General features: G+C 71.2%; 12 protein-coding genes. 11 read left to right on the forward strand and 1 reads right to left on the reverse strand.

Annotated elements, in window-relative coordinates; all coding sequences use genetic code 11:
• Positions 1 to 208: 208 nt before the first annotated feature.
• The 9 genes from D187_RS00400 to D187_RS00440 all read left to right on the forward strand — a co-directional run bounded on the left by D187_RS00400 (position 209) and on the right by D187_RS00440 (position 12257).
• Positions 209 to 1039: an ABC transporter ATP-binding protein gene (locus D187_RS00400; RefSeq protein ID WP_043427953.1), complete on the forward strand. Its 831-nt coding sequence runs from the start codon at positions 209 to 211 to the stop codon at positions 1037 to 1039.
• The gene (locus D187_RS00405) at positions 1036 to 2691 is read left to right on the forward strand and encodes a hypothetical protein (protein ID WP_002630032.1); all 1656 of its coding nucleotides are present in this window, start codon (positions 1036 to 1038) and stop codon (positions 2689 to 2691) included. The genes D187_RS00400 and D187_RS00405 overlap by 4 nt, the downstream gene beginning before the upstream one ends.
• A gap of 46 nt (positions 2692 to 2737) precedes the next feature.
• Complete coding sequence (locus tag D187_RS49220) at positions 2738 to 4594, forward strand: two-component system sensor histidine kinase NtrB (RefSeq protein ID WP_245591572.1); 1857 nt, start codon at positions 2738 to 2740, stop codon at positions 4592 to 4594.
• A gap of 176 nt (positions 4595 to 4770) precedes the next feature.
• On the forward strand, positions 4771 to 5904 hold the full coding sequence (locus tag D187_RS00415) for a hypothetical protein (RefSeq protein ID WP_002630030.1): 1134 nt from the start codon (positions 4771 to 4773) through the stop codon (positions 5902 to 5904).
• 16 nt (positions 5905 to 5920) lie between these two features.
• Positions 5921 to 6931 carry a hypothetical protein gene (locus D187_RS00420; protein ID WP_002630029.1) on the forward strand — a complete coding sequence of 337 codons (1011 nt, stop codon included), beginning with the start codon at positions 5921 to 5923 and terminating at the stop codon, positions 6929 to 6931.
• A 52-nt stretch (positions 6932 to 6983) separates the two neighbouring features.
• The gene (locus D187_RS00425) at positions 6984 to 7514 is read left to right on the forward strand and encodes a M23 family metallopeptidase (protein WP_002630028.1); all 531 of its coding nucleotides are present in this window, start codon (positions 6984 to 6986) and stop codon (positions 7512 to 7514) included.
• 132 nt (positions 7515 to 7646) lie between these two features.
• A complete protein-coding gene (locus D187_RS00430) occupies positions 7647 to 8174 on the forward strand; it encodes a hypothetical protein (protein ID WP_002630027.1) in 528 nt (175 codons plus the stop codon).
• Positions 8175 to 8244: 70 nt separating this feature from the next.
• Positions 8245 to 11367 (forward strand): tetratricopeptide repeat protein, encoded by a 3123-nt coding sequence (locus D187_RS00435; protein WP_002630026.1) that lies wholly within the window; start codon positions 8245 to 8247, stop codon positions 11365 to 11367.
• Entirely contained in the window at positions 11364 to 12257 is an 894-nt protein-coding gene (locus D187_RS00440) for a sigma-70 family RNA polymerase sigma factor (RefSeq protein ID WP_002630025.1), read from the forward strand. Before D187_RS00435 ends, D187_RS00440 begins: the two co-directional genes overlap by 4 nt.
• 54 nt (positions 12258 to 12311) lie before the next feature.
• Here D187_RS00440 and D187_RS00445 read toward each other — a convergent pair whose 3' ends face one another.
• The gene (locus D187_RS00445; protein WP_002630024.1) at positions 12312 to 14987 is read right to left on the reverse strand and encodes a response regulator; all 2676 of its coding nucleotides are present in this window, start codon (positions 14985 to 14987) and stop codon (positions 12312 to 12314) included.
• Positions 14988 to 15352: 365 nt separating this feature from the next.
• Between D187_RS00445 and D187_RS49225 the strand changes: the two genes are divergently transcribed.
• Both D187_RS49225 and uvsE read left to right on the forward strand, forming a co-directional pair.
• Complete coding sequence (locus D187_RS49225) at positions 15353 to 16936, forward strand: serine/threonine-protein kinase (RefSeq protein WP_081713501.1); 1584 nt, start codon at positions 15353 to 15355, stop codon at positions 16934 to 16936.
• Between the two features lie 142 nt (positions 16937 to 17078).
• Positions 17079 to 18017 (forward strand): UV DNA damage repair endonuclease UvsE, encoded by a 939-nt coding sequence (uvsE, locus tag D187_RS00455; RefSeq protein WP_002630022.1) that lies wholly within the window; start codon positions 17079 to 17081, stop codon positions 18015 to 18017.
• Positions 18018 to 18042 lie beyond the last annotated feature (25 nt).

The following is an 18042-nucleotide window of genomic DNA, read 5'->3' on the forward strand; positions in this document are numbered from 1 at the left end:
GCTCGAAACGGTGAAGGCCGCAACTCGCGGCGGTCAAAGTGATAATGAGAATAGGTTTCAAAAACGTCCCGGTCAAGTCACCCCCAGTAGCTCGCCCGCACGCCCGGAGCGAAGTGCCCCCTCGGCCGGGTGGGCCAAGGTGGGCGGAGCGGAGCAGAGGGGGGATTGTCAACGGGAGCGGGTGTCGGATGAGATCATGGGCTCGCGCATGGCACCCCCTTCCCCTGATCTGGCCGTCGACGCCCGTGGGCTCGTGAAGCGCTTTGGCGGCTTCACCGCGCTGCAAGGCATGGACCTGAACATCCCCCGAGGCGCCTTCTATGCGTTCCTCGGGCCCAACGGGGCGGGCAAGTCCACCACCATCGCGCTGCTCACCGGCGTGTACGCGCCCGACGCCGGACACATCCGGTTGCTGGGCGTGGACGCGGTGGCGCGCCCCCTGGAGATCAAACGCCACATCGGCGTGGTGCCCGAGGAGCTGAGCCTCTTCGAGCGGCTGAGCGGGCGGCAGTACCTCACCTTCTGCGGGCGCATGTACGGGCTGGCGGGCGACGAGGCGGCGGCACGGGCGGCGGAGCTGCTCGAGCTCACCGAGCTCACCTACAAGGCGGGCGCGCTGGTGGCCGAGTACTCCAAGGGCATGCGGCGGCGGCTGGCGATCGCCGCGGCGCTCATCCACGCGCCCGAGCTGGTGCTGCTGGACGAGCCCTTCGAGGGCATCGACGTGCTGGCCGCGGGCGTCATCCGCGAGCTCTTGCGCGAGCTGAGCCGGCGCGGGGTGACGCTGCTGCTCACCACGCACGTGCTGGAGATCGCCGAGCGGCTGGCCACGCACGCGGGCGTCATCCGCGGCGGGAAGATGGTGGACGAGGGCACGGTGGAGCAGTTGAAGGAGCGCCACGGCGCGCCCTCGCTGGAGGCCGTGTTCGAGAAGCTCATCTCCGTGCCGGCCGCGCGCAACGCGAGGCTGTCCTTCTATGGGGAGGCGCCCGAGGCGTCCGAGGCACCCGGAGTGGCACTGCGCCGGGGCTCCGCGTGAGCCGCCCCGCCGCGCCGGGGCTCTTGCGCCACCTGTGGTTGCTGTGGGGCCTGCGCCTCAACCTCGGACTCAACCAGGGCCGGGGCGGCAGCCGGCTGCTCGCGGTGGGCGCCTTCCTCCTGTCGAGCGCTCCCGCCTGGGGCCTGGGCATGACGTTCTACGGGCTCATGCGCCTGCCGGCCGTGGCCGGGGACGGCGTCTGGCCCTTCTTCATCCTCAACCTGCTGTGCTTCGTCACCTCGGCGGTCTGGGTCGCCTGGCCGCTGATGAGCGCGGGCGTGGATGACCACTCGGAGCTGGGCCGCTACGCCCCCTTCCCCATTTCCCCCCTGCGCCTGCTCATCGCCTCCACGGGCGCGAGCCTCCTGGAGCCGCGCGCGCTCGTCTTCTACGCCCCCCTGACGGGAGCGGCGCTCGGCTACGCCTCGGTCCACCCGGTGCGCCACGGGCTGCTCGCCCTGGCCCTCTACGTGCTCTTCGCCCTGCTCAACGCCGCCTGGAGCCGGGTGGGGCTGCACCTGGTGCTCAACGTGCTGCGCGCGAAGAACAGCGCCCAGCTGCTCGGCGGCGGCTTCGTGCTCTTCCTCACGGCCGCCTCGTTCATCCCCCCCATCGACACCTCGTGGCTCACCGCCGTGGGCGAGGGCGGCGTGGACAAGCTGGACATGGCCCTCATCGTCGACGCCACGCTCGCGCTCGGCCGCGTCCCCTCGGGGCTCTTCGGGGACTCGCTCCTGCAACTCACCTACGGCTCCACGCGCCGCGCCCTGGCCGATGGGCTGGGCATGCTCGTCTTCACCTTCCTGGGCATGGCGCTCGCCTACGCGCTGCTCTTGCGCTTCCACCGAGGCGTGGGCCGTGCGGGCCCGGCGGTCAAGGAGGCCGGCGACAGCGATCCCTTCGCCCACACGCGCACCCGCTTCACCACGCTGCTCGCGCGCGAGGCGTTGGACTTGTGGCGCAACCCCCGCGCCCGGCTGCTCGCCGCCGTGCCCTTCGTGCTGGCCATCCTCATGAAGCTCACCTCCGCGCGCGCCCTGGCCGGGTACGCGCTTGGCCAGGGCGCGGATGCCTGGCTCATGGGCGGCCTGTGCATCTATGGCGCGGTGGTCATGGCCTCCACGTTCTCGCAGAACACGTTCGCCTATGACGGACACGGGCTCGCCCAGCTGCTCGCCGCGCCGGTGCAGCTGGGCGACGTGCTCCGGGCGAAGAACCGGGTGCAGGGCCTGGCGGCCGGCGGCATGGCACTGGGGGTGGGCGTCTTCTACCGGGTGTATTTCGGCCAGGGCTCGGCGCTGGACTTCCTGTGCGCCATGGCGGCCGTCCTGGCGGTGATTCCGGTGATCCTCACCGCGGGCAACTTCCTGTCCCTGTTCTTCCCGGTGAAGTTCCACGCGAGTCTCAAGCGCCGGGACAAGCTGCCCCTCACCGCCTCCCTGCTGGGCATCGGCGCGGCGAGCGTGGGCTGTGCCCCCTTCGTCTGGGCCCTGCGCGCCACCGGGACGGCGGGCCCCGAGGGGCGCACCCTGGCCCTGCTCGCCCTGTGCGCCGCGCTCAATGGAGCGCTCTACCGCGCGCTGCTCCCGCTCGGCCTGCGGCTGCTCGAGCAACGCAAGGAAGGGGTGCTGCGCGCGGTCACCCGGGAGTAACCCCCCATTCCTGCTTGGGCAGGACTCCACGTTAGACTTCACGGCCATGAGTCAAGGGCCGCACGCGTGGATCCTCGGACAACTGGACATGTTCCTCACACGGGAGCAGCGCCGCCTGCCCCCCGAGGAACTCGGACGCTTCCGGGTGTTGGTCGGCACCAATCTCATCCTGTTGTTCGTCTCCCTGATGAACGTGGTGGCGGGGCCACTGCTCTCCTCCGCGAAGTGGCCCGTGGTGTTCGGGCTGGTGATGTCGGTGGGCTGGGTGTCGCTGCTGGTGTTCATGCGCGGACGGACCTCGCCCCGTCTCCCCGCGCTGCTGGCGTGCGGCCTGTTCACCGCCTCGTTCTCGGTGCTCACCTACATCGTGACCACGCCGGGTTTGAGCTCGCCCCACGAGAGCGCCCCCTCCGCGATCGCACTCGTCCCCGTGCTCGCGGTCTATCTGGTGGGAATCCGCACGGGCCTGCTGTTCACCGTGCTCTTCTGCGTCAACGTGGGGATGCTCCACCCGCTCTACATGTCGGGCTTCGGCACCCACCATCCGATCTTCCTCGAACTTCACAGCTGGATGAACGGGGTGCTCGACATCATCGTCCTGGTGCTCACCTGGGCGCTGAGCGCGTTGTTCAGCTCCGCGCGCGATGCGGCGAACGCCGCGGTCCGCGACAGCGAGCGCAAGCTGGCCAGCCTCCTGGAGAGCACGGACGACATCGTGTGCTCGCTGGACGCGCAGGACCGCATCGTCACCATCAACTCCGCCGCCAGACGGCGCTTCCGCGATGCCTACGGACGGGAACCGCGCCCGGGCGACACGCTGGCCGAGCGCGCCTCGCCCGAGATCCGGGACAACTGGCAGAAGACCCTGGCCCTGGTGCGCCAGGGCAAACCCTTCCGCCGCGAGGTCGCCTACCCCCTGGCCAACAACGAAATCCTGGACCTGGACATGTCGCTCAACCCCATCCTGGACGAGCACGGACAGGGGGTGGGCGTGACGCTCTTCGGACGTGACATCCGGGAGCGCAAGCGGGCCGAGGCCCGGCTGGACGAGTTGCACCGCGGCCTGGTGGAGGCCTCGCGCCGGGCCGGCATGGCGGAGATGGCCACGGGCGTGCTGCACAACGTGGGCAACGCGCTCAACAGCGTCAACGTCTCCGCCTCGCTCGTCAGCGAGCAGTTGCGCGGCTCGCGCCTGCGCATGCTGTCGCGCGCCGTGGACCTGATGAAGGAGCACGTCAACGACCTGCCCGCCTTCCTCTCGGACGACGCCAGGGGGCGCCAGCTGCCCGAGTACCTCGCCTCCATCACCCAGCACCTGAGCCAGGAACACGCGACGATGCATGAGGAGATGCAGCGGCTCATCCGCAACATGGAACACATCAAGGCCGTGGTGACCCTGCAACAGGAGCACGCCCGCTCCCGCGGCCAGGTGGAGCCCATCTCCGTGGTGGAGCTCATCGACGACGCGCTGCGCCTGCACGCGACGTCCTTCGACCGGCTGGGCATCCGCATCCAGCGCGAGTACGACGAGCTGCCCCAGGTGCCGGTGGACCGGCACAAGCTGCTGCAGATCCTCGTGAACCTGCTGACCAACGCCCGGCACGCCCTGCTGGAGAGCGGACGGGACGCGAAGCTGCTCTCACTGCGCGTGCGCAAGGGCGAGGACGAGCGGCTGCGCATCGAGGTGAGCGACAACGGGGTGGGCATCGCCCCGGAGCACATGCAGCGCATGTTCGAGCATGGCTTCACCACGAAGAAGGACGGCCACGGCTTCGGGCTGCACGCCAGCGCCCTGGCCGCGCAGGAGATGGACGGACGGCTGAGCTGCGACAGCGCCGGGCAAGGCCAGGGCGCCACCTTCACCATCGAGCTGCCCCTGCGTTCGCGGGAAATGGCGGGATAATCGGTTTATAATAATTCTTTAATCTTTCCTGGGATGGCGCGCCGGCCGGTCGCTCGTAGTCAGTGCAACCCCGCACCTGGCACGCCATGAACCCTGACTCCTCCCCCCGCTCCGGGCCCGCCCCGGTGAGTCCATCGTCCCGGCGCGGTCCGACGATCGCGGTCGCGCTCGGCGCCGTGGCCCTGCTCTCGGCCGTGGCGCTGCTCTCCCAAGGCTCCGGGGAACAGGGCGATGCGTCCGGGTCCGCCCGGGCTTCCACCCCCCGCGAGCCCTCGGCGAACACGGCCCGTGCGGCCTCGGGCTCCCCCACCGGCCAGGGCGGAGCCGAGCAGCCCCAGGAGAAGGCCCCCCGCTTCTCCAAGACGATCTGCTGGCAGGACCTGGAGCGCTTCAACGAGTCGGTGACGCTCGGCACGTTCCGGGACTGGGCCGGGCCCCTGCTCGCCTCGAAGGATCCCCACGTGCTCGCCTACCTCAAGGAGCGCCTCGCCGAGCTCATCGGCGAGGACGAGGGCCGGGCGCTCGAGGTGCTCGGCTGGGCGCGCGAGGCCTCCCCCGCGGAGTTCAAGCTGTTGCTGGCGGGCGTCCGGGGCGCTCCGGCGCTGCTCAAGCCCCGGGTCGTCGAGCAGTTGATGACCCTGGGGCTCGACGAGAAGCTGGACCTGGGACGGCGCGCGGGCTTCCTGGACGGACTGCAGAAGCTGCCCCGGCTCGAGCCCGCGCAGCTCGAGCGGCTCAGCCACTTCGCCAAGGACGCCGCCTCGGGCGAGGCGGGCTGGGTCACCACGCGCGCCATCGGCCGGGTGATGAAGCAGGACTTCGAGCGCACGGGCAACATCAAGCCCTACCTCGACAAGCTGCTCGCCATCGGCACCGAGTCGCTGGACGAGCCGGTGCGCTACCTCGCGCTCGAGATGGAGATGCACGCCGACGCGCCGCTCGACACGCAGACCACCGCGCGGCTGGCCCAGGTGCTCACCACCGAGGGCAGCGGCGACGTGCGGCAGGTGGCCGCGCACGACCTGTCCCTGGCCCAGGACAAGGCCCAGGTGCTGGACATCTACGCCCGGGCCTTCGCCACCGAGCGCGACCTGTGCGTGCGCTGGGCCCTCTTCCGCTTCTCCGCCCGCGCCGCCGGCAAGGACGCGCTGCCCGTGATGGCGAACATGGCCCTCGCGGATCCCCGCTTCCAGGGCGACTACCAGGACTTCGAGCGGCTCTACGCCAGCGGCATCGTCGACTACGACCGCATCTGGTTCAGCCTGCCGTCGCAGGACCCCCATGGCTGTCTGGATCACCATGACGGCTGAGGCCCGGAGACTCCCCATGACCCTTGCCCCTCGCAAGAACCCGCTGTCCGCCCTGGTGCTCGGCCTGGGCCTGCTCACCCCGGCCCTCACGCCCGCCCAGACGTCGACGCCGGCGTCCACCCCTCCGGCCGAGGCCCCCGCGCTCAAGGGCGAGACGTGCTCGACGGCGGGCCTGATGGATCAGATCCGCCGCGGGCTCGGCTCGAAGTCCGAGGCCTACAAGCGCTACCTGCGCACGCTCTTGCGCGAGTCCGCCACGACGCTGCCCCTGGAGGAGCTGCGAGCGGCCTTCGAGCGCGAGTACGACCCGGTCATGGTCGAGCACCTCGCGGCCGCGCTCGTCGCGCGCACCGAGCGCGGCCTGGAGGACACGTCGCTGGAGCAGGTGGCCCAGCGCGCCCTGAACGACCGCGACCCGGCCCTGCGCGCCGCCACCGTCCGGGCCATGCGGCAGACGGGCGCTCTGGAGCGCACGGGCGACATGTACGAGCGCCTGATGCGAGACCCCTCCCCCGAGGTGCGCCAGGAGGCCGCCACCAACCTCGTCACGGACAACCTCGAGGTGTACGGCGGGCGCGATGCCCGGGCGGCGGATACCGCGGTGGCGGCGGCGGCGGCCTCGTCGGATCCCAAGGCGACGGCCCGGATCCTCGGCAACCTCATGACGGGCGAGGTGAGCGCCGACTCGGCGCGCAAGCTCGAGCGGTTGCTCGGCAGCGAGTCCCCGGAGGTGCGCGCGGCGGCGAGCACCGCGCTCGGCGGCGTGCCCGCGGCGGAGATGGCCAGCGCGCGTCAGGCGCTCAGCGCCCAGTACCGCGCCGAGACGGACCCCCAGGCGCGCAAGGCCATGCTCGCGGGCATCGCCCGGCTCGGCTTCTCCAGCGCGGTGCCCGAGCTGCAACGCCTGCGCGACGTGGATCCGCGCCTGGCGCCGGAAGTCGACGCGTGGACGCGCGTGCTGAACATGAACCTTCAAGAGTGGAGCCTGATCCAGAGCGCGAAGCAGCGCTTGTCGCAGGCCCGATGAGTCGCAGTCCTCCCCCGTGGGGGCCGACGAGCCGGCCCGAGAGGAACCTCCGATGCGCAACCCCCTGAAGACGACCCTGGCGTCCCTGATGACCCTGGCCCTGCTGCCCATGGCCGCGAGCGCCGCGTACACCGTCTGCGCGCCCCATCCAGGCAACGTGACGGCCACCACCTACTATTCGAGCGGCGCCTTTCACGGCGCGGTGGACATCGCCAGCGGCGACACATGTGGGGTCAGGCTCGTCAGAACGGCGGTGAAGGGCCTGCTCTCCTGGAACGTCACCGTCCGCACCACCACCAAGGCCTGCTACGGCAACGGCAGCGGCAACCAGAACGAGGTGAAGCACACCTTCGCCAACGGCTACACGTTCCGCCAGTGGCACTTCCTCTACGACGCCGACCTCTCCAAGGACCAGACGTGCGACCGCTGCGCGATCGGCCGGGAGGGCGGCACGGGCAATGTCACGGGTCCCCACACCCACCTGCAGTACGACAAGAGCGGCACCAATAGCACCTCCTGGTACGCGGGCACCGTCAAGGGCGAGTTCCTGGACCTCGACGAGGTCATCGGCACCGTCGGCTAGCGCCTTTGGAAGTCCGTCCCATGAGCCTTCAGGAGTGGAGCCTGCTCCCGAGGGCCCAGCAGCAGCAGTCCCAGGCTCGATGAGCAGCACCCCCCCACGGGGGCCGAACCACCGGCCCGAGAGGAACCTCCGATGCGTAACACCCTGAAGACGACCCTGGCCTCCCTGATGACCCTGGCCCTGCTGCCCACGGCCGCGACCGCGTACTCCGTGGGCTCGCCCTTCCCGGGCACCGTGACGGCCACCACCTACTACTCGAGCGGCTCCTTCCACGGCGCGGTGGACATCTCCAGCGCCAACGCCTGTGGCTACTGGGGCGTGGAGACGGCGGTGAAGGCCTCGCTCTCCTGGAACGTCACCATCCGCACCACCGAGAAGGTCTGCTACGGCAACGGCAGCGGCAACCAGAACGAGGTGAAGCACACCTTCGCCAACGGCTACACGTTCCGCCAGTGGCACTTCCTCTATGTGTCCACCACGTCCAAGGACAAGACGTGCGACCGCTGCCAGATCGGCGACGAGGGCGGCACGGGCAACGTCACCGGTCCCCACACCCACATGCAGTACGACAAGAGTGGCACCAACAGCACGTCCTGGTACTCCGGCACTGTCAAGGGCGAGTTCCTGGACCGGGACGAGGTCGTCGGCACCGTTGGATAGCGAGCGCGGGTAGCTCGCGTCCCAGGGGAGATTTCCCAGGAACCGGGAAAAGTTGTACTCCTAGGAGGACGTGACTACCCCTCCGACGTGTCCGGACGAGACGACGCTGAGTGACTTCCTCGCGGGGATGCTCGCGGAGGCAGACCGGGCACGGGTGCTCGCGCACCTGGATGGGTGCGAGGGGTGCCAGCGGCAGGTGGCGCTGGGGGCGAGCTCCTCCCCGGGCGCCCCGGAGGAGGCGGCGGACACGCCCCTGGCGCCGGGAGCGCGGCTCGCGCGCTACGTGGTGCTCGGGCGTATCGGCCGGGGCTCCATGGGCGAGGTGTACGCGGCGCACGATCCCGAGCTGGAGCGGCAGGTGGCCCTCAAGCTGCTGCGCTCGGAGGGCCGGCACGTGGAGGAGCTGCGGCAGCGGCTGCTGCGCGAGGCCCAGGCACTGGCCCGGCTGTCCCACCCGCACGTCGTCGCGGTGCACGACGTGGGCGTGTGCGACCAGGTGGTCTTCCTGGCCATGGAGCTGGTGGAGGGCTGCACGCTGGCGGACTGGCTGAAGCAGCCGCGCCCCTGGCCCGAGGTGCTGCGCGTCTTCGTCGACGCGGGGCGGGGGCTGGCGGCGGCGCACGCGGCGGGCCTGGTCCACCGCGACTTCAAGCCCGCCAACGTCCTCGTGGGCCGGGACGGCCGCGTGCGGGTGACGGACTTCGGGCTGGCGCGCAGCTCCGAGCGGGAACACACGCCCGGGGAGGACTCCGGCCCCCTGTCCTCCTCCCGGGGGCCCGACGACGTCCGCTCCCCGCTCACCCGGACGGGCGCGCTGCTGGGCACGCCGGCCTACATGGCTCCCGAGCAGCTCGCCGGACAGAGCGCGGACGCGCTGTCGGACCAATTCAGCTTCTGCGTGGCGCTCCACGAGGCACTCCACGGCGTACGGCCCTTCGAGGGCAAGACGCTCGAGGAGCTGCACCAGGCCATGCACGCGGAGCGGATCCGTCCGCCCGGCGGCGAGTCGAAGGTGCCCGCCCGGGTGCGGCGCGCGGTGCGACGGGGCCTGCGGGCCTCGCCCGGCGAGCGTCACCCCTCCATGGAGGCGCTGCTGGCCCAGCTCGCCCCCGCCACCCAGCGCATGCGGACGTGGGTGGCCGCCTCCGCCGTCGCCGCCAGCCTGCTGGGCGTGTCCCTGGGCTACGTGGCGGCCCACCGGCGCGAGGTGCGCTGCGAGCAGGAGACGGAGAAGCTCGCCGCCGCCTGGAGCCCCGAGCGGCGCGAGCACGTGCGCGAGGCCTTCCTCGCCACCGGCAAGCCCTACGCCGCCGCCGCCTGGGAGGCCGTCTCCCGCGCGCTGGATGCCCACGCCGCCACCTGGCGCACGCTGCGCACCGAGTCCTGTCTGGCGGCGACCCGGGACGACTACCATACCGCGTGGCTGAAGACGGCCTGCCTCGACACCCGGCTGTGGCACTTCGCCGCCGTCACCGACGTGCTGGAGAAGGCGGACGCCCAGACGGTGCAGAACGCGCCCCAGATGGTGGCCTCGCTCGAGGGACTCGCCGGGTGCATGGAAGTCCCCCAGGTCGCCACCCGGCCCCAACCTCCCGACGCCCTGCGCCCCCGGGTGGACGCCGCGCGCCGCCGCCTCGCCGAGTCCCGCGCCCGCCTGGAGATTGGCAACCACGCCTCCGGCCTCGAGGTCACCACCGCGCTCCTGAAGGAAATCGAGGGGCTCGACTTCCGCCCCCTGGAGGCCGAGGTGCTCGCCCAGCACGGGCAGCTCCTCGGCCTGCTCGGCAAGACCAAGGAGGCCGAGGAGCTGCTCTACCGCGCCGTGTGGGCCGCCGAGGCCGGGCGCGATGACGAGATGGTGGCGCGCGCGTGGAACCTCCTGCTGTGGGTGGTGGGGGACCAGATGGCGCGCATGGACGAGGCCAACCGCATCGTCCATCACGCCCGGGCCGCCGTGGAGCGGCTGGGGCGCGAGCGCGTCCCGGCGCTCGCCACGGACCTGAACCTGCGCATGGGCGGGCTCCTGCTGATGCAGGGCAAGCTGGACGAGGCGGAGGCGGAGTTCTCCCAGGGGCTGGAGCTGTCGCGCCGCACCCTGGGCCCGGAGAGCCTGCGCACCTCGTACCTGCTGGCCGGGCTGGGGCGGGTGCGCTCGCGGCAGATGCGCGGCGCGGAAGCCCTGGCGTTCTTCCGTCAGGCCCAGGAGCTGCGCGAGCGGATGTGGGGGCCGGATCACCCCACGCTCGCGCTCAACCTCAACAACATCGCCACCCAGTTGCAGCAGCAGGGCCGGCCCGAGGAGGCGCTCGCCACCTTCCGCCGCGCCCTGTCCCTGCTGGAGGCGGCGCGCTCCCCGGACCACCCGAGCCTCGCCGCGCCCATCAACAACCTGGCCGTCCTGCTGAGGTACGCGGGCCGGCTGGAGGAGTCCCGGCGGTACTTCGAGCGTGCGCTCGCCATCTTCGAGCGCGGCAAGGGCCCGGATCACCCCAACACCATCACCGCGCTCGGCGGACTGGGCATGGTGGCCTACGACGAGCAGAACCTCGACAAGGCGCTCGGCTATGCCCAGCAAGCCCTCGAGCGCATCCAACGCAGCCTGGGACCGGACACGCCGCGCGCCGAGCTGCCGCTGCGCACCCTCGCCGCCGTCCACCTGCGCGCGGGCCGCCCCGCCCTGGCGCGCGAGCACCTCACGCGCGCCCTGCGCCTGCTGGAGAAGGCGAACGGCCCGGACAGCGCGGTGCTCACGGGCGTGATGCGCGAGCTGGGCATCGTGAACCTGCGCTCGGCAGCCCCCCGGGAGGGCCTCGCGCGCTGCCAGCGCGCCCTCGAGCTCGACGAGCCGGCGCAGGGCGCCGAGAGCCCGGACGTGGCGTTGGACCTCGCCTGTCTCGGCGAGGCCCACCTGGAGCTCGGGGCCCCCGAGCGGGCGGTGCCGCTGCTCGAGCGCGCCCGGCACATCCACGAGCGGGCCCCCGGAGACAAGCTGGACGCGGCCTGGGCGTCCTTCCTCCTGGCCCGGGCGCTCGAGCACGGCACGGCCGAGGAGAGGACACGCGTGGCCGCCCTGTGGGAGCAGGCCCGGAGCCAGATGGAAGCGCTGGGGACGCGCGCCCGCGTGGAGCAACGCACGCTGATGGAATGGCGGGCCCGGCACCCCCTGCTGGCCGAGCGAGGGCACACCCCATGACGAGCGGAGAGGACGCTCCCCTCACGCGGGTATTGCTGGCGCGGGCCCCCGAGGATCGCCGGGACTGGCTCCGGGAGTGGCCCGGACTGGAGGCGCTGCTCGCGGGACACCTCTCCGCGGGAGAAGGGGCCTGGCCCACGGTGAAGCTCACGCCGGAGTCCTTCCTGCGCCACCTGGCCCGGCACCTGCCCGCCCCGGGGGCGCCCGAGGACGCGCTGCGACAGCTCCACGCGGCGGACCTCTATCTGGCGTGCGCCTGTGCCGAGGGCGAGCCCCAGGCCCTGCTCGCCTTCGAGCAGCACGTGCTGCGCAAGGTGCCCGCGCGCCTCGGCTCACTGCCGGCCGCCACCCTGGACGAGGTGCTCCAGATGTTGCGCCAGCGGCTGCTGCTGGGCGTGGGGGGGGCGCCGCCGCGCATCGCCGACTACGCGGGCCGGGGCCCCCTGCTCGCCTGGGTGCGCATCGTCGCCGCGCGCATGGTCGGCGCGATGTCCAGCCAGAATGGACGCCAGGAGCTCTTCTCCGAGCCCCCCGAGGCGCTCGATCAGTTGCTGGCCCCGGACAACCCGGAGCGCGAGGTGCTGCGCGCCGACTCCTCCGAGGCGTTCTCCCTGGCGCTGCGTGCCGCGCTGGCGGCCCTGCCCGAGCGCGAGCGCGCCCTGCTGCGCATGCACCACCTGCATGGCCTCACCATGGACCGGCTCGCGACGATGTATGGCGAGTCGCGCTCCAGCATCGCGCGCCACGTGGCCCAGGCCCGCGAGCGGCTGCTGCGGCTCACCCGCCATGAGCTGGCGGCCCGGTTGAAGCTCGAAGGCCGCGAACTGGAGAGCCTGCTCGGCCTCGTGCGCAGCCGGTTGGATCTCAACCTCGGTGGGATGATGGACTGACGGGCCCCCGGGCCCGGCGGCCGCATCCGGGCCGCCAGACCTGGAGGGGGTGGCTCAAGGCAGGGCCACCGCCTGCTCCAGCGCCGCCTGGATCTGCGGCAGCCCGTAGGGCTTGGGCAGCACCACCACGCCCTCCAGCGGCGCCTCTCCCCGGGGCAGCGCCACGTGACCATGGCCCGAGGCGAGGATGATCTTGATGCCCGTCTTGCGGCTCGCCACCTCGCGCGCCAGGTCCACACCCGACGCCCCGGGCAGCGTCACGTCCGTGAACAACACGTCGAAGCCGCTGGCGGCCATCGCGCCCTTGGCCTCCTCGGCGCTGGTGACCGCCAGCACCTCGTGGCCCAGCAAGTCCATCAGCTCGCACGCCGAGGAGCGCACGTCCTCGTCGTCCTCCACCAGCAGCACGCGCAGCCGGCGCGACGCGGAGGGCGCGGGAGCACGCTCGGACGAGGAGGCCGTGGGAGGCGTGGGGGAAGGAGCCGCGGGGGATGGGGACGCGGGGGTGGCGGGCACCGGGCGGGCGGCGCCGCGGACCGCCAGCCGCTGCTGGCGGCCGTTGAGCAACTGCCTCAGCTTGCGGGCCAGGTCTTCCCGGCTGTAGGGCTTGCTCAGCAACTGCACGCCCGGATCCAACCGTCCGCCATGGACGATGGCGTTCTCCGTGTAGCCCGAGGTGAAGAGCACCTCGATGTCCGGGTGGAGCCCCTTGGCCTGCTTGGCCAGCTCGGGGCTGCGCACCGGACCGGGCATCACCACGTCGGTGAACAACAGCTCGATGGGCACACCGCTCTGGAGGATCACCAGCGCGCTCTGCGCGTCCACGGCCTTGAGCACGCGGTAGCCCAGCTCGCTCACCATCTCCACCACCGTGGTGCGCACCTCGGGGTCGTCCTCCACCACCAGGATGGTCTCCGAGCCTCCCTCGATGGGGCCGGTGATGACCTGGGCGTCCATCGACTCGGCCTCCACCGCGCGGGGCATGTAGAGCTTGATGGTCGTGCCATGCCCCAGCTCGCTGTAGAGCTTGATGTGGCCGCCACTCTGCTTGACGAAGCCGTACACCATGCTCAGGCCCAGGCCGGTGCCGCGGCCCTCGGGCTTGGTGGTGAAGAACGGCTCGAAGGCCCGCTCCATCACCTCCGGCGTCATGCCGCTGCCCGTGTCCGACACGGCCAGCAACACGTACTGGCCGGGAAGCACCTCGGGGTGCATCCGGCAGTAGCGATCATCGAGCACGGCATTGCTGACCTCGATCGTCAGCTTGCCGTTGTTGCTCATCGCGTCCCGGGCGTTGATGGCCAGGTTGAGGATGACGTTCTCGAGCTGGTTGGGATCGATGGCCGTGTTCCACAGCCCTCCGGCGGTGACGGTCTCCAGCTCCACGTCCTCGCCCAGCGTGCGGCGCAGCAGCTCGTCCATGCCGCGCACCAGCCGGCTCAGGTTGACGACCAGCGGCTGGAGCGGCTGGCGGCGCGCGAAGGAGAGCAACTGGGAGGCGAGCTTGGCGCCGCGCTCCACGGCGCGGGTGGCCGTCTGCACGCGATGCAAGGCGCGCTCGTTGCCCACCACGTCGCGCTGCAGCAGCTGGAGATTGCCGGCGATGACCTGCAACAGGTTGTTGAAGTCGTGCGCCACGCCGCCGGTGAGCTTGCCCACCGCCTCCATCTTCTGGGACTGACGCAGCTGCTCCTCGGTCTTGCGCCGCTCGGCCTCGCTCTCCTCGAGCGCGCGGGTGCGCTCGCGCACCAACTGCTCCAGGTGCTCCTGGTAGTGGCGCACCTGGGCCTCGGCGTGCGCCTTCTCGGTGACGTCCTGGCCGTAGATGAGAACGGCCATGACGGGACCGCCCGACACGCGCACCGGCCGGTACTCGAAGTCCACGACGAGGTTCTCGATCGGCCCATCCTTCTTCGTGCGGATGGAGAGATTGAAGCCCTTCACGGAGATCGTCTCGCCCTGGTGGAACACCCGCCGGAGCATGTCGAAGATGGACTCGTTGCCCGTGAGCTCGGGCCGCGCCTTGAGCAGCGGCAGGCCGATGACGTCCCGGAAGCCAACGTAGGGCAGGTAGTTGGCGTTCATCATGTCGAAGACGTAGTCAGGCCCGCGCAGGACCCCCACGACCCCGGGAAGCAGATCGATCAACTGGCGGAGATAGCGCCGCTCGTAGTCCAGCTCCTTGTTGTTCTCCTGGACGGTCCACGCCTGACCGATGAGGGCCGCGAGCTGCTCCCCGGAGACCCCTTCCAGCCGCTGCCCCTTGGCTCCGTTCGAGCCATTCGTGGTGCGCAGATCCGTGACGTCCACGGCGTGCTGGAGGATGAAGGCCACGTTGCCCGTGGAATCCAGCAGGGGCTTGTGGGAGTAGGTCCACACGCGCTTCTCGAGCACGGGGCCGCCCTCGCCGGGCCGGGAGATGGGCTGGACCGCCATCGCGAGCAGGTCCGGCATGCGACTGGCGAGCACCCGCTCGAGGGACTCCCGGAGCTTCCCCTCGCCGTCGGGGTCCGCGGGGTCCGAGTTCCGGGGGAGCACCTCGAAGAGGTTGCGCCCGATGATCTCGTCACGCCGTAGCGACGTAGCCCGCAGGTAGGCCTGGTTGGCCGCGACATACTTCAGTTCCCGATCCAGGACCATGAGCGGAGCGGGGGCGGAGTCGAACAGTTTCTGGGAGTCGATCATGTCGGACATGCGGAACCAGGAGATGGCGCCCCAGGGCGCGACCATGTGCTTAGTGCATCCAGGATATTCGTCTCACGACAAACGGCGCACCGGGTAAGAATCCCACTGGTGGAAATCTCCCGTGAAATGGGAGGGTCCCCAAGTGTCGACAGGCTGAAAGTTGGCCCGGCTGCCCGGTGGACAGGAGTCCCTTCATGCGCTTCCAGCGCGGGGAATACGCTCGGTCCCCACGGGAGGGAGAGCGGGGCCGCTCGCGATCCCGGACAAAGACAAACACGGACCACTCCCTTCGCGCTGATCGCGCCGCGCCCATGCCGACGCCCCTCCTCTGGTGAGTACCACGTTCCGCTGTCCGTGGCCGCCTTCACCCGCGAAGGGGGCGGGCCTGATAGGCTGTCCCCCCAAGCACCATGGAATCAACCGCTGTCGTCGACCCTCGAATTGGCACTGTCTTGCAGGAGCGCTACCGGATCCTCCAGCGGCTCTCCGCGGGAGGCATGGGGGTGGTGTATCGCGGCGAGCGCATCGAGCTCGGCCGGGCCGTGGCCATCAAGTTCCTCCACTCCTGGATGGCGACGGAGCAGAGCTTCCAGCGGCGCTTCCAGATCGAAGCGCAGGCCATGAGCCGGCTGTCCCACCCGTGCTGCGTCTCGGTCATCGACTTCGGCGTGCAGGATGGCGCCCCCTTCATGGTGATGGACTTCGTCACGGGACAGCCCCTGCGCACGGTGCTGCGCGAGAGCGGACCCCTGCCGGTGAAGCGGGCGGTGGGCATCGTGCGGCAGGTGCTCGCGGGGCTGGCCCACGCCCATGCCCAGAACATCGTCCACCGGGACATCAAGCCGGACAACCTCATCCTGGCCGAGGCCACGGGGCTGGGCGATCAGATCCGCATCCTCGACTTCGGGCTGGCGAAGCTGCGCGACACGGTCTCGGGCCTGACCACGGGACTGGCCGTGGGCACGCCCAGCTACATGGCCCCGGAGCAGATCCGCGCCGGGGAGATCGATGCCCGGACGGACCTGTACGCCGTCGGCGTGCTCCTCTTCGAACTGCTCACCGGGGCCAAGCCCTTCGACAGCGAGCGGATGACGGAGGTGATGCGCCAGCACCAGGAGGACGCGCCGCCCTCCCTGGGCAGCATCCAGCCCGGGGCGGGGTTCTCCCAGGAACTGGAGGCGGTGGTCCGCGAGGCGATGGCGAAACGGCCCGGAGACCGCTTCCAGTCGGCCGAGGACTTCGCCGCCGCGCTGGACGCGCTCCCGGACCTGGACTCCTCGTCCGAGAAACCCCGGGTGAAGGCGCACACGCCCGCCCCGTCCTCGGGCCACGAGGCCACCATGCCCAGCCGGCCCGCCCCGTCCTCGGGCCAGGAGGCCACCGTGTCCAGCCGGCCCCAGCCGATGGTGGCGCCCGAGTCGCGAGCACCCCTGCCCGCCCGGGGCAAGCGGCCGATGCTGGCCATGGGGGCCGCGGGCGTGCTCCTGGTCGGCCTCGGCGCGGCGTTCCTCTGGCGGACGAGCGCGCCTTCCGCCGCGAAGGGCGCTCCGCCCGCTTCCGACGACAGGTCCGTCCCGCCCGAGGACCTGCCCAACATCGAGCAGATCGAACGCTGGGTGAAGGAGGGAGAGCGGCGGAGGGATCAGTCGCTCCGAGCGCTCGCCAGCCTGCGCGCGCAGTACCCCCGGAGCGCCTATGCCCCCTATCTGGAGGGGCACGTCAACTTCGACAACCTCCGCTGGGCGGATGGCCTCGCCTCCTATGGGGCGGCCATCCGCAACAACGAGGCCTACCGCACGGACGCGAAGCTCATCCGCGATGTCATCCGCTGCCTGGTGAGCGATGGCTTCCACACGAGATGCGCGGACTTCCTCGCCCGCGAGGTGGGGGCCCCCGCGGCGCCCTTCCTCGAGGAGGCGGCGAGCTCGGACCCCTACGCCAACGTCCGTGACCGCGCGGCCAAGCTGCTGCGGAAGATGAACGCCCAGCGCTGACGACTCGCCGCGCCCCCACGGGCCATGACGGGTGGGACGTGCGCGGAGCGGCGGAGGGAGCGAGCCCCCGACGAACCCGGCCGCCTGTCCGCCGGGTTCAGCGAGCCTGGGCAAGCCGCCCCTCCGGACGAATCCTAGAGGGGTGCAAGAAGGACTCTCGACCTACCGTCTCGGCTATGTGGCCAACTGCCTCTCGCTCGGCCTGGGAGCGAGCCACACGTGCCGACTCGCCAGTGCCACCCCTCATCGGCTGGAGGAGCTCATCGAGCTGAACCTCTCCGAACTCGAGCAGATCCTCCTCTTCAACGAGGCCCATGGCATCGAGCTGTTCCGGATCGGCTCGTCGCTCATCCCGTTCGGCTCGCATCCCGTCAACACGCTGCCGTGGTGGCGGACCCGGGCGAGCGACTTCGAGCGCCTGGGACGCATCGCCCGGCGCTCGCGCCAGCGCCTGTCCCTGCACCCCTCGCCCGCGGCGGCCTCGCTGACGAGCGTGCACCAGCGGGTGCGTGACGCCGCGCTCGCCGAGCTGCGCTACAGCGCCCGCGTGTTGGATCTGCTCGGCCAGGGGCCCGAGGCGCGCGTGGTCCTCCACCTCGGAGGGGCCGCGCCGAGCCGCTCCGAGGCGCTGGACAACGCGCGCCGCATGCTGGACGCCATGCCCGAGGCGTTGCGCAATCGGATCGTCCTCGAGCATGACGACAAGATCTGGAGCGCGCGCGAGGTCGCCCCCCTGGCCCGGGAGCAGGGACTGCCCTGGCTCGCGGACAACCTTCACAACACCATCAAGCCCTCGGAGCCGGAGTGGCCGTTGGAGCAACTGCTGCGCGAGTCGGCGGCCTCGTGGCGGGTATTGGACTTGCGGCCCAAGTTCCACCTGGCGAGCCAGAAACCAGAGGGCAGGCCGGGAGCACACGCGGACCGTGTGGACCCCGGGGACTTCCGGGCGGTGGTGGCGGCGCTGGATGGACCGGCGGACCTGATGATGGAGGCCAAGGAGAAGGATCTGGCGCTCTTCGCCCTGCGCCGGGAAGCCAGACCGGCGGGTCAGGCCACCACCGGCGAGGCGGCGCCCACCTGAGTGGGCAAGCCGCCAGCGGGCACCT

Origin of the sequence: Cystobacter fuscus DSM 2262 (genome assembly GCF_000335475.2) — a bacterium.
GTDB lineage: Bacteria > Myxococcota > Myxococcia > Myxococcales > Myxococcaceae > Cystobacter > Cystobacter fuscus.

Excerpts from the sequence above, each read along its gene's own strand:
- D187_RS00400 (WP_043427953.1), top strand. The coding sequence starts at position 209 with ATGGCACCCCCTTCCCCTGATCTGGCCGTCGACGCCCGTGGGCTCGTG.
- D187_RS49220 (WP_245591572.1), top strand. The coding sequence starts at position 2,738 with ATGAGTCAAGGGCCGCACGCGTGGATCCTCGGACAACTGGACATGTTC.
- D187_RS00420 (WP_002630029.1), top strand. The coding sequence starts at position 5,921 with ATGACCCTTGCCCCTCGCAAGAACCCGCTGTCCGCCCTGGTGCTCGGC.
- D187_RS00425 (WP_002630028.1), top strand. The coding sequence starts at position 6,984 with ATGCGCAACCCCCTGAAGACGACCCTGGCGTCCCTGATGACCCTGGCC.
- D187_RS00430 (WP_002630027.1), top strand. The coding sequence starts at position 7,647 with ATGCGTAACACCCTGAAGACGACCCTGGCCTCCCTGATGACCCTGGCC.
- D187_RS00440 (WP_002630025.1), top strand. The coding sequence starts at position 11,364 with ATGACGAGCGGAGAGGACGCTCCCCTCACGCGGGTATTGCTGGCGCGG.
- D187_RS00445 (WP_002630024.1), bottom strand. The coding sequence starts at position 14,987 with ATGGTCGCGCCCTGGGGCGCCATCTCCTGGTTCCGCATGTCCGACATG.
- D187_RS49225 (WP_081713501.1), top strand. The coding sequence starts at position 15,353 with ATGGAATCAACCGCTGTCGTCGACCCTCGAATTGGCACTGTCTTGCAG.